Source organism: Achromobacter sp. LC458 (genome assembly GCF_001005835.2).
GTDB lineage: Bacteria > Pseudomonadota > Gammaproteobacteria > Burkholderiales > Burkholderiaceae_B > Achromobacter > Achromobacter spanius_B.
In genome coordinates, this window is record NZ_LBHW02000030.1 from 35,909 (window position 1) to 53,837 (window position 17,929).

Sequence of the window (17,929 nt, forward strand, 5' to 3'; positions counted from 1 at the left end):
GTCAATCCTGGCCGCCCAGGAAGGCGCCTTGGTGTTTCAGTTGCTCTTGCAGCGCCGCGATGGAAACGTTGCCCGGTGCGATGCCGTCGCGCAGCGCCATTGCCGCCGCCGTGCCCGCGGCTTCGCCCATGACGAAGCAACTGCCGCTGACGCGCGCGGCCGACTGGCCCTCGTGCGTCATTGACGCGCAGCGGCCCGCCACCAGCACGTTGTCGGCCACGCCGGGCCCGCGCTTGGGCACCATCATGCGAAACGGCAGCTGGTTGTAGCCGCGCGATTCGGGGATGGGCGGCCACACCCATTTGACGTCGCCCGCCGTGTGCATTTCCAGGGGCCAGCCGTTCACGCCGATGCTGTCTTCGAAGTCGGCGCAGCCCAGTACGTGTTCCTGCGTCAGCACGGCTTCGCCGACGATGCGACGCGTTTCGCGGATGCCCAGCTGTGGCGCGATGTCCAGCACGTAAGCCTGTTCAAAGCCCGGGACCTTGGCACGTAGAAAGGCCAGGTACTGCATGATCTGGCGGCGGCCTTCCAGCTCGCCTGCCGACAGCGAGCCCGCGTCGGTGCCGTCGGCCGCGCTGCCATCGGCATTGGCCAGCTGCGTGACGTTGACGCGCCATTCGTAGTCGTGCTTTTGCGGGCGGACGATGGCGCCGCGCCGGGGGAAGGTGAACTCGCCGCTGGCGGCGGCTTCGTCCATCAGCAGGGGTATCGTCTTCCACGCTTCCTGCGCCCGCGCGCCGTCCACGTTGCCCACCTTGAACATCAGCGTGGGGTAAAGCATGTGGCCGTGAGCGTCGCCTTTTTCAAAGGGCAGGCCGCCCCATTGCGCGATGTCGGCATCGCCGGAACAGTCGATGAAGACCTTGGCGCGTACCGCGCAGCGGCCGGACTTGGTTTCCAGGAACAGGGCGTCGACGCGGCCGCGTTCGTCGCGTGTCAGCCCCGTGGCCAGGGCATGGAACAAGATCTGCGCGCCGCTGTCTTGCACCATGCCGTCCGCCGCGCACTTGAAGGCGGATATGTCGTAGGCCTGGGCGTGGATCTTGCCCAGGATCAGGTGCGGATCATTCAATCCGTCCATCGCGCGCATGCGGTCCAACAATTCGTCGGTCATGCCGTGCACTACCTGGCGGATGTCGCCGTGGATGTTGGCGTGCAGGCCGCAGAAGTTGGATACGCCGGCGGCGGTGCCCATGCCGCCAAGGAAGCCGTAGCGTTCCACCAGCAGCACGCGCGCGCCGTTGCGGGCAGCGCTGGCGGCGGCCAGCACGCCGGCGGGGCCGCCGCCCAGCACCACAACATCAAATTCGCCATACAGCGGGACCTGGCGGGCGGGTTCGGTAATGACCATCGAAATTCTCCTTGCTTGTATTGCTGCGCGGCGCGTTGCGCCACCCTGCGGTGCGCCACCAAGCGGTGCGCCACCCTGCGGTGCGCCACCATGCGGTGCGCCACGAATTACCGCTTACTGGCCTTTGATGCCCAGCTTCTTGATCAGCGGTTCCCAGCGCCTGAGTTCGTCGTCCATGTAGGCACGAAACTCAGCGGGCGTGTTGCCCACCGGGTCCATGAATTGCGCTTGCAGCCGCTTGGCGACTTCCGGGTCGCGTATGGCCTGGATCAACGCATCCGACAGCTTTTTCTGAATGTCGGCCGGCACCTTGGACGACACCACGAAGCCGATCCATGCCGACCCCTCAATGCCCGGCACGCCCACTTCCGCCAAGGTCGGAATGTCGGGCAGCAAGGCGGAACGCTTGGACGACGTCACCGCCAGCGCCTTCAAGCGGCCGTCTTTCACCATCGGCATGACGGCAATCGGCGGCAGCGCGGCAAACTGCGTGTCGCCCGACAACAGCGACGTCAACGCGGCGGGCGACGACGGATAGGGCACGTGCGTGGCGCGCGCACCGATCTGTTGCAGCAGCAGTTCAACGGCCAGGTGCGACACCGTGCCGGCGCCCGGCGACGGGAAGTTGTACTTGTCCGGATTCTTCTTCAACGCCTCCAGCAGCTGCCCCACGTTGGCGATGCCGGCGGACGCGGGCACCACCAGCACGTTGGGCTGATGCACGGCCAGCGTCAGCGGCGACAAATCGGTGGCGGGCGCATAGGGCAGCTTGTCGAACAACAAGGTGTTGTTCACCAGCGGGCCGGTGATGGACACGCCGAAGGTGTAGCCGTCGGGCTTGGCGTTAGCGATGGCGAAGGTGCCGATGTTGCCGCTGGCGCCGGGCTTGTTTTCAATGACGATGGTTTGCCCCAGGATGGCGCCGGCCTTCTCGCCGACAATGCGCGCCACCTGGTCCGGGCTGGACCCGGGCCCAAAGGGCACGATGGCCTTGAGCGGTTGGGCGGGCCAGGCGTCGGCGGCCTGGGCGGACGTCAGCGGCGCGGCGGCGGACAGGGCCAACAGACCCATCAGGCCCCGGCCCAATGCGCGCGTCAGGCGTTGGGGCAACAACTTAGTCATGCGTGTCTCCCACGTTTTTCATGGTGTTGAAATAGGTTTGTTCGTTGGCGATGAAGGCGGCGACCATTGCGCGATACGTTGCGTCCACCACCTGTTCCAGGTTGGCAAAGCCGCGGTTGTGGCGCGTGGCCAGCGCGCGCGCCTTGTCAAAGACCTGCGCCTGACGCGCGGGTGCGCTGACCTGGAAGGCGTCGCGCTTGAAGCGCGCGGCATCTTTCACGTACATCGCGCGCTCGGCGATCAAGCGGACGATCTCGTCGTCCAGGCGATCGATGTTGGCGCGCACATCGGCCAGCGTGGCGCACAGCGGCTGGTAGGCGGGGTCGGTGTATTCGCGCAGGGGCGCGCCTTGGGTGTCGGGCTCTTGCATGGGCGTGGTCATTGCGTGTAGTCGGGTTGACGCGCGGGCGCGGCTTGCTGGAAGGCGGGTTGCGCGTTGCAGTGGTCGTAAACGCGCAGGATGCGGGCATATGGCGACAGGTCGCAGCCCATCCGCTGCGCATTGGCCACTTGCGGCACCAGGCAGCAATCGGCCAGCGTGGGCGCGTCACCAAAGCAATACGCACCCTGGCCATGGCGTGCCAGCAATTGCTCGACCGCGCCCAGCCCTTCCTTGATCCAGTGGTGATACCAGTCGTTCTTTTGCGCGTCGGTTGCGCCCAGCACGTCTTGCAGGTAGCGCAGGATGCGCATGTTGTTGACGGGATGGATATCGCACGAGATGGCAGCCGCCAGTTCCAGCACGCGGGCGCGCGCCAGGGTATCGGTGGGGATCAGGCGCGGCGTGGGATGCGTGGCGTCCAGGTAGTCGATGATGGCAAGCGACTGCGACAGCTGGACGTCGCCATCGGTCAGCAGCGGCACGCCGGCCGACGGGTTCTGCGCCACGTAGTCGGGCGCGCGCTGTTCCTGCTTGCGCAGGTTCACGGGCACGTAGTCGTAGGGCAGGCCCTTGAGCGCCAGCGCGATGCGCACGCGGTACGACGTAGAACTATTGAAAAAGCTGTGCAGTTGCATGGGGCCTCCTGGTCAGACCATCTTTACGCTGAGTGTGCCCAGCCCATCCACGCCGCCCAGCATCTGGTCGCCGCGCACGACGGGGCCGACGCCTTCGGGTGTGCCGGTGTAGATCAGGTCGCCCGGCTCCAGCCGGAAGTAGCGGGACAGGTAGGCCACGGTCTCGGCCACAGACCAGATCAGCTTGCCGATGCCGCTGCGTTGCTTGTCGGTGCCGTTGACCTGTAGCCAGATGCCGGCGTGTTCGATGCCGCTGCTCGATGCCGCGGGATGCAGCGGTCCGATGGGCGCGCTGCGGTCGAATGCCTTGCCCAATTCCCAGGGGCGACCGGCTTCGCGCATTTTCATTTGCAGGTCGCGGCGCGTCATGTCCAGGCCCACGGCGTAGCCCCAGATATGTTTGTGCGCGTCGTCCACGGCAATGTCGGCGCCGCCTTGGCCAATGGCGGCGACGAGTTCGATTTCGTAATGCAGGTTGGCGGTTTCGGGTGGGTAGGGCAGGCTCAGCGTCTGGCCCTCTGCAACCGGCACGACGGCGTCGGCGGGCTTGCAGAAGAAGAAGGGCGGTTCGCGGTCGGGGTCAAAGCCCATCTCGCGCGCATGGGCGGCGTAGTTGCGGCCGACGCAGTAGACGCGGCGTACGGGAAACGTGTCCTGGCTGCCGGCGATGGGCACGGCAACGGGCGCGGGGGGAGCAAACACGAAAGGCATGAATCACCCTGGAAAGACGGAAGGGGAAAGAAAAAAGGGAAAAGGGAAACGCAAAGGGGATGCAACGGAAATGCAAAGCGCAAGGCGCAGGGTTCAAACCCCACTGCGCAATCACCGCGCTTGCAGCGCGCTGGCACCGCGCGCCCGGGATCAGCCGATCCGTTCTTCGCGCCACACGCCCAGCGCGTCCTGCACCGGGCGGTCGGAATAGCTGAACAGCGTGGCGTCATCCAGCGCGGCCAACTGCACCGGCATCCACGACGGCGCGACGAACACGTCTCGCGGACCGAAGTGGAATTCTTCGTCGCCGATACGCGCGATGCCCCGGCCTTCCACCACGCTGTACACGGTGGAATCGGTGCTGCGATACGCCTTGCCCTGGAATCCCGCCGGCAGCAGCTGCATGAACGTGGCCATCGTCGGCATGGGGTAGCCGCCCGTGGCCGGGTTCAGGTAGCGCAGCTTCACGCCGTCCCAAGGGTCAAGCTCGCCATGGCGATACAGCGCGTCCAGCGCCTCGCGGCTGCGTTCGTAGGGGTAGTTGAAGATGGGCGATGTGCCGCCGGTGGCTTGGTGGCGCACCGGCGCCATGTTGTGCCCAAAGCGCGCCATGCTGTCGCCTTCGGGACGCGTCACGGGTTGCGCGGCCTGCGGATAGTTTTCGGCAAAGCCCGCATCCAGAAAGCGCAGCAGCGGAATGTCCAGGCCGTCCAGCCAGACGACCGGTTCGCCGCCTTCAACGGTGTCGGCATTGCCGTGGTCGTGCCAGGTCCAGGACGGCGTGATGATGAAGTCGCCCGGGTGCATGGTGGTGCGTTCGCCGTTGACGGCGGTGTAGGCGCCGCGCCCTTCCACGATGAAACGCAGTGCCGACTGCGTGTGGCGGTGGCTGGGCGCCACTTCACCCGGCAAGATCAGTTGCAGCCCGGCGTACAGGCTTTGCGTGATGCTGGCTTGCCCGGGCAGGCCGGGGTTTTCCAGGATCAGCACGCGCCGCACGGCTTCTTCGGCGCTAATCAACGCGCCGGACGCCATGACGTCGTCACGCACATCGTCGTATTTCCACAGGGCGGGTACGCAGCGCGGCGAGGGCTGGCGGGGCACCAGGTTATGCAGGGACTCCCACAGCGGAGCCATGTGTTTCTTGGCGATGCGCGCGTAGTACTGCGCACGGTCGGCGCTGGGGTGTGCGCTGGGGTGTGCGCCGGGGGTGTGGCCGTCGGGCATGTTTGTCTCCGGTATGTCCGGCTGAAGCCGGCTTCTACAGGTGGCCGCCACGTGGTTCGCGGCTGGTCCAGATTCGAAGACGATTATGCGTACGCAGCTATGTGTTTTGAAATGAAATTATCTTATTATCCATACGAATAAATATATACATACGAGACAACCCCCCACGCACGAGGGCCTGCATGGACTGGACCCATCGCCTGCGGCTGCGCAACCTGAAGATGCTGTTAAGTCTGGCGCAGACCCGCAACATCAGCCATTCGGCGGCCATGCTGAACACGACGCAGCCCGGGCTGTCGAAGTGGCTGAAAGACCTGGAAGACGACATCGGCCTGCCGCTGTTCGAGCGCCATGCGCGCGGGCTGCGGCCCACGCCGCATGGCGACGTGCTGATCGCGCACGCGCAGCGGCTGGAAGCGCAGCTGGATCGCGCGGGCGCCGACATGGCCGCGCTGCGCGAAGGCGGCGGCGGCCGGGTGGTGATCGGGGCATCCGGCGCGTCGGCTTCCGACACCGTGCCGCTGGCCGTGATGAAGCTGTTGGAACGCATGCCGCAAGCGCGCGTGAAACTGGTCGAAGGCACTACCGACCGCCTGCTGGCGCAGCTGGCGCAAGGGGATCTGGATATCGTGGTGGGCCGCTCGGCGCCTGAACATCACGACCCGGCCATTCGCTTTGAAGCCTTGTACCTGGAGCCCATCCACCTGGTGGCGCGCCCGCGCCATCCGCTGTTTGCCATTGAACAACCCAGCTGGCCGGACCTGCTGTCGTACCGCTGGATTCTCTGGCCCAAGGGCACGCCGATCCGCAATGCGGTGGACGCGGCGCTGGCGGCCGCCGGCCAGGCGCCGCCCGCCGATCACGTGGAATCGAACTCGGTCACCATCAACCTCACGCTGATCAACAACAGCGACATGATCAGCGTGGCCTCGCATCGCGCGGCGCTGCGCTTTTCGCAGATGCGCGCGATGCGCATCATCCCCGTGCGCTTGTCGGGCTTTGGTTCGGTGGCGATGTACTGGCGCGAAGACGCGTTCCGCCCGATGGCCGTGCAAGAGGCAATGGCGGCGCTGCGCGACACGGTGGCCGAACACGCACCCGGTGTGACGAGGCTTTGATGACAGCGCCGGGCGCGGGGCTGACAGCGTTGATCGCGCAGTGCCGCAAGGTGGAGGCCGCGCTGGCGGGCTCCGGCGACCCGGCCGCATCGACGGCCATGCATCGCTTTGTGGCCGACATGGACGCGCGCCGCGTGCCGCCCGGCATGTGGTCGCCGCTGGTGTTGTCGGTGTTGGTGATGACGGGCGGGCTGGGCGTCGGGATCGAAGTGCTGAGCCTGCTGCTGCGATCCGCGGGCGCGGCGCTGGCCGCGTTTGCGCTGGTGGCGGTTTGCGCGGGTACGGCGCTGGCGTTGGCGATTGGCGTGGTGATGGTGATGGCCGGCAAGTGCGCGGGCCTGGTGCTGATCAGGCGGCTGGTGCTGGCGCTGATCGCAATTGGCGCGATGGGCCTTGCCGCCTGGGCGCTGGGCGGCGTGCGCGCCGTGGGGCCGGTGGTGGCGCTGCTGGGGGGCTTGGGCGCGTGGCTGGTGGTGAACAGCGCCGCGTTCTACGTGTTCGCGGGATATCGCGTGGCGCTGCGAGTGGTGGCGGGCGGCCACGGCCAAAACAAATAAGCCATCATCGGTGACGGGCACCGTGATGGCTTATGCATGGGCATCCAGGCAACGGAGACCAGGCGCTTGACACCAGGCGCTCTGCGCCCCGCGCCCGGCCTGGCGCGGCGGGCTTCCCCGCCTTGCCGGCTTAGCGCCTTAGCGCCTTAGCGCGATGCGACCGTGTCCGCCGGCACCGGGTTGTCCCAGCCGCCGCCGATGGCACGGATCAGTTCCACCGCCGACCGTGCCTGTTCACCGCTAAGTTGCACGGCAACGCGTTGTTGCAGCAGCACGCTGCGGTCGGCTTCGATCACGTCCAGATAGCTGATCGAGCCTTCGCGGTACTGCGTGTGCGACAGCTTGGCGGCGCGCGCCGAGGCGTCGACGGCGGCGTCCTGCGCCTTGGTCTGGTCGGCCAGGATGCGCAGGTTGGCCAGGTTGTCTTCAACCTCGCGGAAGGCGTTCAGCACCGTTTGGCGATACACGGCCACGTCTTCTTCGTAGACGGCGCGGGCGCGGTCCAGGCCGGCTTGGCGGCGGCCGCCGTCAAAGATCGGCATCGACAACGCGGCGCCCACCAGCGGACCCAACAGGAACGTGCGGCTGGACCACTGGAACAGGTTGCCCAGGTCGGACGATTCATAGCCAAAGGCGCCGGTGATGTCCAGGCGCGGGAAGAACGCGGACTTGGCCGCGCCCACGCGGGCATTGGCGGCGGCCATGGCGCGTTCGGCGGCGGCGATGTCCGGGCGGCGTTCCAGCAGCGTGGACGGCAGGCCGGCGGGAATCGACAGCGCCACCTTCTGGATGGGCTGCGGCGGCATCGTGAAGTCGGACGGTGCGCGGCCCAGCAACACGGCCAGCGCATGTTCGGCGGCGGCGCGGCGGCGGTCGATGCCCAGCGCTTCCGATTGCGCGGATGCCAGCTCGGCCTTGGCGCGTGCCAGGTCCAGTTCGCTGATGTCGCCCGCGTCGTAGCGGCGCTGGATCAGTTGCAGCGTGTCGGTACGCAGCTTGACGGTCTGGCGATACAGCTGCGATTCGGCGTCCTGTTCGCGCACCAGGAAATACGTGGTGGCCACGTCAGCCTGCAAGGCCAGCAGCACCGAGCGGTACAGCGCCTCGCTTTGCTGCGCGTCGGCCGTGGCGGCGTCGGCGGTGGATGCCACGCGACCGAACAGGTCGGCCTCGTACGACACCGCGCCTTGCGCACGCCACGTCGTCACGGGGCTGGTCGACGTGCCATCGGGCAAGCCTTGCGACACGGCGGACGGGCGCTGGCGGTTGGGGCCAAAGGCCGCGTCCAGCGTCGGGAAGAAGCCGGCGCGGGCTTCGCGTTGCAGCGCGCGCGACTGCGCCAGGCGCGCAGCGGCCGCTTGCAGGTTCTGGTTGGCCTGCTGCGCTTCTTCCTGCAATTGATTCAGGCCGTCGTCGCCGAATACCTTCCACCAGGCGCCGCGCAACGCGTCTTCGGACGGTTCAGCGGGCTTCCAGGTGCCGGCCTCGGATGCGGGCAGGGCGGCTTCCTTGAACGCCGCCGGCGCGGCCGCGGACGGCTTTTCGTAGGTGGGGCCCACCGCGCAGCCGGCCAGCACAAGCAGGACGGCAAGCAGGGCGGAACCGCGGGTCAGTCTTTGGATCATGATGAATTCTCTTTGTCGCGCGCCCCGCCCGCTGGGGCAGGGCGCGCTGGCTTCTCTGTGGGTCTGCCTGCTTTATGCGTGAGTCTGCGGGGCGGGCGGCGCATGCGGGTCGATGTGCGGCGCGCACTCCGGCGCTTCATGCTGGGACGCCGAGTGCAGCGGCTTGCCACCCAGCGAACGCAGCAGCACGTAGAACACCGGCGTCAGGAATAGGCCGAACAGCGTCACGCCCAACATCCCGAAGAACACCGCCACGCCCATGGCATGACGCATTTCGGAACCGGCGCCCGACGACAGCACCAGCGGCACCACACCCATGATGAACGCGATGGACGTCATCAGGATCGGACGCAGACGCAGGCGGCTGGCTTCGATGGCGGCTTCCAGCGGCGTGCGGCCGCTCATTTCAAGCTCGCGGGCGAATTCCACGATCAGGATCGCGTTCTTCGCGGACAGCCCCACCAGCACCATCAAGCCGATCTGCGTGAAGATGTTGTTGTCGTTGCCCGTCAGGTACACGCCGGTCAGCGCAGCCAGGATGCTCATCGGCACGATCAGGATCACGGCCAGCGGCAGGGTCAGGCTTTCATACAGCGCGGCCAGCACCAGGAACACCAGCAGCACACTGATCGGGAACACCCACAAGCCGGCATTGCCCGCCAGGATCTGCTGGTACGTCAGGTCGGTCCATTCGAACTTCACGCCACGCGGCAGCGTTTCGGCGGCCACGCGTTCGGCGGCGGCTTGCGCCTGGTCCGACGAAAAACCGGGCGCCGGGCCGCCGTTGATGTCGGCGGCGGTGTAGCCGTTGTATCGCACCACCATTTCGGGGCCAAACGTCTGGTTCACCGTCACCAGCGAAGACAGCGGCACCATGTCGCCCGCGGCGTTGCGGGTCTTCAGTTGCAGGATGTCGTCGGCGTGCGCGCGGAACTGGGCGTCGGCTTGCGCCCGCACCTGGAACACGCGGCCGAAACGGTTGAAGTCGTTGACGTACATCGAACCCAGGTAGATCTGCATGGTGTCGAACACCTCCGTCACCGGCACACCCAGCTGCTTGGCCTTCACACGGTCCAGGTCCACGTCCAGCTGCGGCACGTTGATTTCGTAGCTGGAGAACGCAGGGCCCAGTTCAGGCGTTTGACGCGCCTTTGCCAGGAAGGCCTGCTTGGCCTTGTCCAGCTCGGCATAGCCGAGCGCCGCGCGGTCTTCCAGTTGCAGCTTGAAGCCGCCCAGCGTGCCCAAACCCATCACGGGCGGGGGCGGGAACACGGCGATGAACGAATCCTGGATGGCGGCAAACTTCTGGTTCAGCGAGGCGGCAATGGCGTTGCCCGACAGCTCGGCACCCTTGCGCTCGTCAAACGGCTTGAGCGTGACGAACACGATGCCGGCGCTGGAACTGTTGGTAAAGCCGTTGATCGACAAGCCCGGGAACGCGATGGCCGATTGCACGCCGGGTTCCTTCAAGGCGATGTCGCTCATGCGGCGGATCACCGCTTCCGTGCGGTCCAGCGATGCGCCGTTGGGCAACTGCGTGAAGCCGATCAGGTACTGCTTGTCCTGCGCGGGCACGAAGCCGCCGGGCACCAGGTACGACACGCCGATCGTGGCCGCCACCAGCACGGCGTACACGCCCATCGCGCCGGCCTTGCGGCGGATCACGCTGGACACGCCCGTGCCATAGGACTCGGACGCGCGGCCGAACATGTTGTTGAACCAGTTGAAGAAGCGGCCGAAGACGCGGTTCATGCCACGGGTCAGCCAGTCCTGCTTGTCGTGATGGCTTTTGAGCAGCAGGGCCGACAGCGCGGGCGACAGGGTCAGCGAGTTAAAGGCCGAGATCACCGTCGAGATGGCAATCGTCATGGCGAACTGCTTGTAGAACTGGCCGGTCAGGCCCGTCATGAACGCCAGGGGCACGAACACGGCGCACAGCGTCAACGCGATAGCGATGATGGGGCCGCTGACTTCGCGCATGGCGCGGTAGGTGGCGTCGCGTGGACTCAAGCCCGCCGCGATGTTGCGTTCCACGTTTTCCACCACCACGATCGCATCGTCCACCACAATCCCGATGGCAAGCACCATCCCGAACAGCGACAAGGCGTTGATGGAATAGCCGAACACCAGCAGCAGCGCGAACGTACCCACGATGGAGACCGGCACGGCCAGCAGCGGGATGATCGATGCGCGCCACGTTTGCAGGAACAGGATCACCACCAGCACGACCAGCGCAATGGCTTCCAGCAGCGTGTGCACCACGGCTTCGATACTGGAACGCACGAACTGCGTGGGGTCGTATTCGATGCGGTATTCCACGCCCGGCGGGAAGTCTTGCGACAGCTCGGCCATGGCGGCGCGCACCTTGGACGACACGTCCAGCGCGTTCGCGCCCGGCGATTGCATGATGCCCATGCCCACCGCCTGCTTGTTGTCCAGCAGCGAACGCAGGCCGTATTCCTGCGCGTCCAGCTCCACGCGGGCGACGTCGGACAAGTGCGTCACGGCGCCGTCGGACGAGGTCTTCAGGATGATGTCGCGGAACTCTTCTTCGCTTTGCAGACGGCCACGCGCGTTCACGTTCAGCTGCAAGGGCACGTCGCCCTGCGTGGGCGATGCGCCGATCACGCCGGCGGCAACCTGCACGTTTTGTTCGCGAATGGCGGCAACGACTTCCGACGCCGTCATGCCCCGCTGCGCGACTTTCTGCGGGTCCAGCCACACGCGCATCGAGTAGTTGCCCGAGCCCCACACCGTAACTTCGCCCACGCCCGTGATGCGGGCCAGGCGGTCCTTGACGTTCAGGATGGCGTAGTTGCGCAGGTAGGTGATGTCGTAGCGGTCGTTAGGCGAAATCAGGTGCACCACCAGCGTCAGCGTCGGCGAGCTTTTCGCGGTGGTCACGCCCAGGCGCTGCACGTCCGGCGGCAGGCGCGGCAGCGCTTGCGACACACGGTTCTGCACCAGCTGCTGCGCCTTGTCCGGGTCCACGCCCAGCTTGAAGTTGACCGTCAGCGTCAGGTTGCCGTCGCTGTTGGCCTGCGACTGCATGTACAGCATGTCCTCGACGCCGTTGATGGATTCTTCCAGCGGCGACGCGACGGTCTCGGCGATGACCTTGGGGTTGGCGCCCGGATACTGCGCGCGCACCACCACCGACGGCGGCACGACTTCCGGGTATTCGGAAATGGGCAGCTGGAACATGGCCAACAGGCCGGCCAGCAACACCAGGATGGACAGCACACCGGCAAAGATCGGCCGGTCGATGAAGAACTTTGAGATATTCATGAGCGTTCTCTGTAGACGCGCGGGCCTTACTGGACCTGGGCCGCGGCGGTCTGCACCGGTGCGCGCTTGGCGGCAACCATGGGCACGACGGTGGGGGTCACGGCGTCGCCGGGACGGATGCGTTGCAGGCCGTTGACGACGATGCGTTCACCGGGCTTCAGGCCGGAATCCACGACGCGCAGGCCTTCCTGGTTGGCGCCCAGCTTGATCTGGCGGTAGACGGCGTGGTTCTTGTCGTCCAGCACCAGCACGTAGCGCTTGTCCTGGTCGGTGCCGATGGCTTTTTCGTCGATCAGCACGGCCGAACGCGGGTCGCTGCCGCCCAGGCGGACGCGGGCGTACAGGCCGGGCAACAGCGAGCCGTCGGCGTTGTCGAATTCGGCGCGCACGCGGATCGTGCCCGAGGTGGCGTCCAGGCGGTTGTCCACCGACTGCACGACGCCGGTGCGCGAATAGCCTTCTTCGTTCGCCAGGCCCAGTTCAACCGGCACCGAGCCGGCCTTGCCGTTGCGCGCCGGGTTCACGTACTTCAGGAACGTTTGTTCGTCCACGTCGAACGATGCGTACATCTTCGACACCGACACCAGCGTGGTCAGCGGCACGGACGCGGCGCCGGCGGCCACCACGTTGCCCACGGTGACTTCGGCGCGCGACACGCGGCCGGCCACGGGGGCTTCGATGCGGGTGTAGCCCAGGTTCAGCTTGGCGTAGTCCAGCGCGGCCTGCGCGCCTTGCAGGTTGGCGGCGGCTTCGCGCGCGGCGTTCTGCTTTTCCTCGAAGTCGCGGCGCGCGATGGCGTTGTCGGCCAACAGGCGCTGGCCACGCGCCAGTTCGGTGGCGGTGTACGACGCGCGGGCCTTGGCGGCGGTCAGGGCGGCGGCGGCGCGGTCAACCTCGGCCGCGTAGGGGCGCGGGTCAATGGTGAACAGCACGTCGCCCTTCTTGACGATGCTGCCGTCCTGGAAGTGCACTTGCGTCAGCGTGCCGGACACCAGCGGGCGGATGTCGACGCGGTCGATGGCTTCCAGGCGGCCGGAATAACGCTGCCAGTCCACGATGGTCTTGTTGACGACTTCCGCCACTTCGACCGGGGTCGCGGCGGGCGCGCCCTGGGCCACGGCGACGTTGCCGCCACCGGGGCCACGGGTCAGGGCATAACCGCCACCGGCCGCCAGCACGGCGGCAAATACAACGAGCACAGCAATACGTTTACGCGAAACCATGATGTTTCCTTGAAAGATTTAGGTGCGAAAGCGCGCTTGCTTGGAGCCCGGGGCGGGGGCGGCTGCGGCGGGTCTGGCCATGTCAGTCCTTAGCGTCCGTTGCGGCTAGGCGTATATGCTTATGCTGCAACGCAACATCCATCAGGGTTGCGGATCCAAGTCAGAGTGCCGGGGGGGCGCTCTGCGAGGACGGAAGCTGAGGATTGACATGCCCTGTGGGGTCGCCGGGAGGCAAGGGCACTTCAAGATGGTTCGCATTCTGAGTGTTTTGTGGGGCCGGATAAACACAGTTAATCCGGCAACACTGTTCGACACGGATGACTAATCGGCGTCGAAATCGGGTTATGCTCCGTTCACCCCGACTTATTTGCCCAAAAGGACACCGTCGCCATGGACCGTTTTCAGGCTATGCAGGTGTTTGTGCGCGTCGTGGACGCCAACAGCTTCACGCGGGCGGCCGACAGCCTCTCGCTACCGCGCACCACCGTCACCACCATCATCCAGAACCTCGAACGCCTGCTGGGCGTGCGCCTGCTCAACCGCACCACGCGCCGTATCGGCCTGACGCCGGACGGCGCGGGCTATTACCAGCACTGCGTGCGCATTCTGGCGGACGTCGAAGAAACCGAGGCCTGTTTCCAGGAAGCAGCGCTGCGCCTGAAGGGCCGGCTGCGCATTGACGTGCCAACCTGCATCGGCCGCCTGATCCTGATCCCCTCATTGTGTGATTTCCACGACAAATACCCCGACGTCGAGCTGGTGCTTGGCCTGGGCGACCGGCCTGTGGATATGGTGCAAGAGGCCGTCGACTGCGTGATTCGCGCAGGCGAGCTGGAAGATTCCAGCCTGGTCGCGCGCCGCATCGGCACCTTGCAGACCGTCACCTGCGCCTCGCCTACCTACGTGGCGCGCCACGGCATGCCGCAAACCATCGAGTCGCTGCGCGATCACCACGCGGTGCATTACTTCATGAGCCGCACGGGCCGTAACTGCGCCTGGGACTTCAAGGTGGACGGCAAGCACCAGGAAGTGGACATGAAGGGCACGGTAGCGGTGAATGAAGCCGGCGCCTATCTGGATTGCGGGCTGAAGGGTTTCGGCCTGATCCAGGTGGCCCGCTACATGGCGCTGCCGCACCTGCAATCGGGCGAGCTGATCGAAATTCTGCCGCAATGGAAGCCCAGCTCTACGCCGATTTCCGTGCTGTATCCGCAAAGCCGCCAGTTGTCGCCGAAGGTACGCGCGTTTACGGACTGGGTGGCTGAATTGTTCGCCGGATGCCCCCTATTGAGCGGCCGTGACGAAACGGATCCGGCAGCCGCCAGCTGCGGCGTGTATCAGCGTCAGCTGGGCATGCCCAGCGCCATGACGATGGGGGCGCCCGCCGCCCAGCCGCCGGCCGAACCGGTGTTGGCCCAGACGCCGCCGCGTCGCCGCAGCCCGCGCGAAGAGGCCGCCGAGTACGCGCTGTAAGCGTGTGGCGTGGCACGCCCGGTGCGGGCCACGCCGAAAAACCACGGGAATCCCCGTAGTAAATACAGGGCTTGCGTCCCTCGTATATCTTGAAACGTCTGTATAGTCCGACAGTCAAAGCCTACAACGCCCTTACTGTCGATCCGCGCTATGCAGCCTGTTCTACCCGCTTATTTGATGGCCCGTTGGCTGCTTTTGCTCGTGCTGTTGGCCGGGGTGTACTTCCTTAGCGGCTTTCTCGTTCCTGCTCTTGCGGCCCTGATTATTGGCCTGGCCAGCTGGCCCTTGTACCAGCGCCTGGTGGTGCGCTGCGGCGGCCGCACGGCCGTGGCCGCGTCGCTGGCGCTGCTCATGGTCATCGTGGTGCTGATCGTGCCGATGTCGTTGGCCTTGTCCTACGCCATCAAGGAAGCCAGCACCTTTTTCGCCTGGGCCATAGCCGCCAACCGCCACGGCGTGGCCGTGCCGAACTGGATTACGTCGATGCCCGTGCTGGGCGAGCGGCTGGGCCAGTATTGGGAATCGTATATTGGCCAGCCCCACGCGCTGGGCGCGCTGGTTGAAGCCGTCAGCGGCGAACACCTGGGCAACATCTACCGCATGGTGCTGGCCGCGACGGGCAACGTGTTCCAGCTGCTTTTGACCGTGCTGTTCATGCTGATCACGCTGTTCTTCGTCTACAAGGACGGCATCCGGATGGTGGCGCAGCTGGACGTGCTGGGCGAACGCATTCTGCCTGCGCGCTGGCAGCGGTTTTCCCGCGTGGTGCCTGCCACTATCAATTCCACCGTTACCGGCATGGGCCTGATCGCGCTGGGCGAAGGCCTGGTGCTGGGCATCGCCTATTGGGTAGCGGGCGTGCCGTCGCCCGTGTTGCTGGGCGTGGTGACCGGTTTCATGGCCTTGATCCCCGGCGGCGCGCCGCTGTCGTTCACGCTGGTGTCCTTGTACCTGGTCGGTTCCGGCCATGTGGTGGCGGGCATTGCGCTGATGGTTTGGGGCAGCGTTGAATTGTTCATCGTGGACAAAACCTTGCGCCCGCGCCTGGTGGGCGGCCCGGTCAAGCTGCCGTTCCTGCCGACGTTCTTCGGCCTGGTGGGCGGCGTCAAGACGATGGGCATCGTGGGCCTGTTCGTCGGGCCGGTGCTAATGGCCTTGCTGGTGGCCGTGTGGCGTGAATGGGTGCACCACGAAGTCCAGGAACGCGACGCTGAACGGGCTCGCCCGCCGCTGCCGCCGGCGACGCCGCGCGTTGAAAAAACACCTACTGCCTGACGCGCAGCCCGCCCGCTTTGGTAATCTAGCCATCCCCGCGTTTACCGGCGCCTGACCGGTACGCGCCTGCCCCGCACGCAGACGCTTCGCAACCGCCGCGGGGTGTGAGGATTGAGATGTCCGGGTTCCTGCACGATGATCAAATTGCCGTCCTGCGCCAGCAGGGTTTTGTGGTGGCCCGCCAGTTTGCGGACCCGGACCGGGTAGCCGCTTTGCGCGCCCTGGCCGAGCGCCATTTGCAAGACCACGTAGCGCCCATCGAATACGAAGCCGACCTGCGCTATCCCGGCGCGCCGGCATCCCGCGAGGCGCAAGGCGGCTTGACGGTGCGCCGCCTGTTGAACGCCTATGCGCGCGACCCGCTGTTTGCGCAGTGGGCCACCGACCCGGCCATCGGCCAATGGCTGGCGCGCTATTTCGGCGAACCGGCCGTGCTGTCCACCGTGCATCACAACTGCGTGATGACCAAGCACCCGGCCTACGGCAGCCTGACCGGTTGGCATCAGGACATCCGCTATTGGTCTTTTTCCGATACTGATTTGGTGTCCTGTTGGCTGGCGCTGGTGCCCGAAAGTTCGGGCAATGGTGGTCTGTCATTCATCCCCGGTTCGCACACGGCGTCTTTCGCGCCTGAACAATTCGATGAGAAGAAGTTCTTCCGCGAAAACGTGCCCCAAAACGCCGACTGGATCGCGCGGGCGGTCAGCCCCACGCTAGAGGCGGGCGACGTGGTGTTCTTCCATTGCCGCACGTTGCACGCCGCGCCAGGCAATCGCAGCGACCGCGTGAAGCTGTCGTTGGTGCACACCTATCACCCGGCGTCCTGCCACCCCATCGCGGGTACGCGTTCCGCGTCGCAGCCGGACGTGCCGCTGGCTAGGTAAGCGGTAAGTGGGCGGACGTTGGGGCGGTAATAATCAATCGATATCTGCAATAAATAATTGAATTACAATTATTTCAACCGCAGTACGCAGTAAGCAATACGCATAACCCAAACGCAGAACGCAAACGCAGAACGTCTGGATGAATACGCGATGCCGGGCCGGCAACACCCGCATCGCGTTCCTCTTGCGTGACCATCCCCGGAACTGAACAGGCTGTTTCCCGTGCCCAAAACAAAGATCGACAACGACACGCAAGAATCGCAGGCGCCCGGCGCAACCCGGTCATCGCTGTTTGTGGGGTCCACCGAAAAGGCCTTCCAGGTGCTGCACGCGTTCGACGGGTCGCGCCGCCACATGACGCTGGCCGACATTGCGCGCGCGTCCGGCCTGGACCGCAGCGCCACGCAGCGCCTGGTCTACACGCTGGAAACGCTGGGCTACCTGCGCCGCATTCCCGACACGCGCAACTACGGGCTGACGCCCAAGGTGCTGCAATTTTCGTACAACTATGTGCGCGCCAACGAGCTGATCGACAAGGCCTCGCCCTATCTGCTGGACATCAGCCGCACGCTGGGCGAAACCACTAACCTGCAAGAACTGGACGGCCACGAAATTGTGTTCGTCGCGCGCTTTCCGGGCCATCACCTGGTCAACGTGGACATTGCCGTCGGCAGCCGTCTGCCTGCGTTCTTCACGGCGTCCGGCACCGCGATCCTGTCGCGTCTGACGGACGAGCATCGCCGTGAAATCCTGGCGCGGACGCGGCTGGACCCCATCACGCCCTACACCGAAGTGGACCCTGACAAGCTGATGGACCGCGTGCAGCGCGTGGCCGAAAAGGGCTACGCGATCATCGTCAACGAGACGGTGCTGGGCGATATCTCGGTGGCCGCGCCGGTCACCGACCATCGCGGCCTGGCCGTGGCTGCCATCAATATTTCGGTGCCCACGACGCGCTGGACGGTCGCCCGCGTTGAAGCCGAACTGGCGCCCCATGTGCAGGTGGCGGCCACGTCGATTTCAAAGTCCAAATTCGCGGGCTATTCCAGATAGGC

15 protein-coding genes are annotated in these 17,929 nt (G+C 65.8%); 6 read left to right on the plus strand and 9 right to left on the minus strand.

Translation table 11 applies throughout. The features are described from left to right. Nucleotide 1 precedes the first annotated feature (1 nt). From YH64_RS21675 to gtdA, 6 genes are all read right to left on the minus strand, one after another. Nucleotides 2-1,354: an FAD-dependent oxidoreductase gene (locus YH64_RS21675; RefSeq protein WP_046803302.1), complete on the minus strand. Its 1,353-nt coding sequence runs from the start codon at nucleotides 1,352-1,354 to the stop codon at nucleotides 2-4. Between the two features lie 114 nt (nucleotides 1,355-1,468). Continuing rightward, nucleotides 1,469-2,476 (minus strand): tripartite tricarboxylate transporter substrate binding protein, encoded by a 1,008-nt coding sequence (locus YH64_RS21680; RefSeq protein WP_046803303.1) that lies wholly within the window; start codon nucleotides 2,474-2,476, stop codon nucleotides 1,469-1,471. Continuing rightward, nucleotides 2,469-2,858, minus strand: coding sequence for a chorismate mutase (locus YH64_RS21685; RefSeq protein ID WP_046803304.1), 390 nt, complete (start codon nucleotides 2,856-2,858; stop codon nucleotides 2,469-2,471). Before YH64_RS21685 ends, YH64_RS21680 begins: the two co-directional genes overlap by 8 nt. Beyond that, nucleotides 2,855-3,493, minus strand: coding sequence for a maleylacetoacetate isomerase (gene maiA, locus YH64_RS21690; RefSeq protein WP_046803305.1), 639 nt, complete (start codon nucleotides 3,491-3,493; stop codon nucleotides 2,855-2,857). Before maiA ends, YH64_RS21685 begins: the two co-directional genes overlap by 4 nt. Nucleotides 3,494-3,505: 12 nt before the next feature. After that, nucleotides 3,506-4,204 carry a fumarylacetoacetate hydrolase family protein gene (locus YH64_RS21695; RefSeq protein ID WP_046803306.1) on the minus strand — a complete coding sequence of 233 codons (699 nt, stop codon included), beginning with the start codon at nucleotides 4,202-4,204 and terminating at the stop codon, nucleotides 3,506-3,508. 150 nt (nucleotides 4,205-4,354) lie between these two features. Beyond that, the gene (gene gtdA, locus YH64_RS21700; RefSeq protein ID WP_046803307.1) at nucleotides 4,355-5,431 is read right to left on the minus strand and encodes a gentisate 1,2-dioxygenase; all 1,077 of its coding nucleotides are present in this window, start codon (nucleotides 5,429-5,431) and stop codon (nucleotides 4,355-4,357) included. 182 nt (nucleotides 5,432-5,613) lie between these two features. On the opposite strand from gtdA, the gene YH64_RS21705 reads away from it, so the two are divergent. Both YH64_RS21705 and YH64_RS21710 read left to right on the plus strand, forming a co-directional pair. After that, nucleotides 5,614-6,549: a LysR family transcriptional regulator gene (locus YH64_RS21705; RefSeq protein WP_046803308.1), complete on the plus strand. Its 936-nt coding sequence runs from the start codon at nucleotides 5,614-5,616 to the stop codon at nucleotides 6,547-6,549. Continuing rightward, nucleotides 6,549-7,106, plus strand: a complete 558-nt coding sequence (locus YH64_RS21710; protein WP_046803309.1) for a hypothetical protein — start codon at nucleotides 6,549-6,551, stop codon at nucleotides 7,104-7,106. The genes YH64_RS21705 and YH64_RS21710 overlap by 1 nt, the downstream gene beginning before the upstream one ends. A gap of 146 nt (nucleotides 7,107-7,252) precedes the next feature. Here YH64_RS21710 and YH64_RS21715 read toward each other — a convergent pair whose 3' ends face one another. The 3 genes from YH64_RS21715 to YH64_RS21725 form a co-directional block, all read right to left on the minus strand. Then, nucleotides 7,253-8,731 carry an efflux transporter outer membrane subunit gene (locus YH64_RS21715; protein WP_046803310.1) on the minus strand — a complete coding sequence of 493 codons (1,479 nt, stop codon included), beginning with the start codon at nucleotides 8,729-8,731 and terminating at the stop codon, nucleotides 7,253-7,255. Between the two features lie 72 nt (nucleotides 8,732-8,803). Beyond that, the gene (locus tag YH64_RS21720; protein WP_046803311.1) at nucleotides 8,804-12,019 is read right to left on the minus strand and encodes an efflux RND transporter permease subunit; all 3,216 of its coding nucleotides are present in this window, start codon (nucleotides 12,017-12,019) and stop codon (nucleotides 8,804-8,806) included. A 26-nt stretch (nucleotides 12,020-12,045) separates the two neighbouring features. Beyond that, entirely contained in the window at nucleotides 12,046-13,242 is a 1,197-nt protein-coding gene (locus YH64_RS21725) for an efflux RND transporter periplasmic adaptor subunit (RefSeq protein WP_046803312.1), read from the minus strand. A 390-nt stretch (nucleotides 13,243-13,632) separates the two neighbouring features. Between YH64_RS21725 and YH64_RS21730 the strand changes: the two genes are divergently transcribed. The 4 genes from YH64_RS21730 (at nucleotide 13,633) to YH64_RS21745 (ending at nucleotide 17,927) form a co-directional block, all read left to right on the plus strand. Next, the gene (locus YH64_RS21730; RefSeq protein WP_046803313.1) at nucleotides 13,633-14,715 is read left to right on the plus strand and encodes a LysR family transcriptional regulator; all 1,083 of its coding nucleotides are present in this window, start codon (nucleotides 13,633-13,635) and stop codon (nucleotides 14,713-14,715) included. A 150-nt stretch (nucleotides 14,716-14,865) separates the two neighbouring features. Continuing rightward, entirely contained in the window at nucleotides 14,866-15,990 is a 1,125-nt protein-coding gene (locus YH64_RS21735) for an AI-2E family transporter (RefSeq protein WP_046803314.1), read from the plus strand. Between the two features lie 116 nt (nucleotides 15,991-16,106). Beyond that, nucleotides 16,107-16,874, plus strand: a complete 768-nt coding sequence (locus tag YH64_RS21740; protein ID WP_046803315.1) for a phytanoyl-CoA dioxygenase family protein — start codon at nucleotides 16,107-16,109, stop codon at nucleotides 16,872-16,874. Nucleotides 16,875-17,096: 222 nt separating this feature from the next. Next, nucleotides 17,097-17,927 carry an IclR family transcriptional regulator gene (locus YH64_RS21745; protein WP_046803316.1) on the plus strand — a complete coding sequence of 277 codons (831 nt, stop codon included), beginning with the start codon at nucleotides 17,097-17,099 and terminating at the stop codon, nucleotides 17,925-17,927. Nucleotides 17,928-17,929: the final 2 nt, after the last annotated feature.

Coding starts and splice junctions, on each gene's coding strand:
- YH64_RS21675 (WP_046803302.1), bottom strand. CDS start 1,354: ATGGTCATTACCGAACCCGCCCGCCAGGTCCCGCTGTATGGCGAATTT.
- YH64_RS21680 (WP_046803303.1), bottom strand. CDS start 2,476: ATGACTAAGTTGTTGCCCCAACGCCTGACGCGCGCATTGGGCCGGGGC.
- YH64_RS21685 (WP_046803304.1), bottom strand. CDS start 2,858: ATGACCACGCCCATGCAAGAGCCCGACACCCAAGGCGCGCCCCTGCGC.
- maiA (WP_046803305.1), bottom strand. CDS start 3,493: ATGCAACTGCACAGCTTTTTCAATAGTTCTACGTCGTACCGCGTGCGC.
- YH64_RS21695 (WP_046803306.1), bottom strand. CDS start 4,204: ATGCCTTTCGTGTTTGCTCCCCCCGCGCCCGTTGCCGTGCCCATCGCC.
- gtdA (WP_046803307.1), bottom strand. CDS start 5,431: ATGCCCGACGGCCACACCCCCGGCGCACACCCCAGCGCACACCCCAGC.
- YH64_RS21705 (WP_046803308.1), top strand. CDS start 5,614: ATGGACTGGACCCATCGCCTGCGGCTGCGCAACCTGAAGATGCTGTTA.
- YH64_RS21710 (WP_046803309.1), top strand. CDS start 6,549: ATGACAGCGCCGGGCGCGGGGCTGACAGCGTTGATCGCGCAGTGCCGC.
- YH64_RS21715 (WP_046803310.1), bottom strand. CDS start 8,731: ATGATCCAAAGACTGACCCGCGGTTCCGCCCTGCTTGCCGTCCTGCTT.
- YH64_RS21720 (WP_046803311.1), bottom strand. CDS start 12,019: ATGAATATCTCAAAGTTCTTCATCGACCGGCCGATCTTTGCCGGTGTG.
- YH64_RS21725 (WP_046803312.1), bottom strand. CDS start 13,242: ATGGTTTCGCGTAAACGTATTGCTGTGCTCGTTGTATTTGCCGCCGTG.
- YH64_RS21730 (WP_046803313.1), top strand. CDS start 13,633: ATGGACCGTTTTCAGGCTATGCAGGTGTTTGTGCGCGTCGTGGACGCC.
- YH64_RS21735 (WP_046803314.1), top strand. CDS start 14,866: ATGCAGCCTGTTCTACCCGCTTATTTGATGGCCCGTTGGCTGCTTTTG.
- YH64_RS21740 (WP_046803315.1), top strand. CDS start 16,107: ATGTCCGGGTTCCTGCACGATGATCAAATTGCCGTCCTGCGCCAGCAG.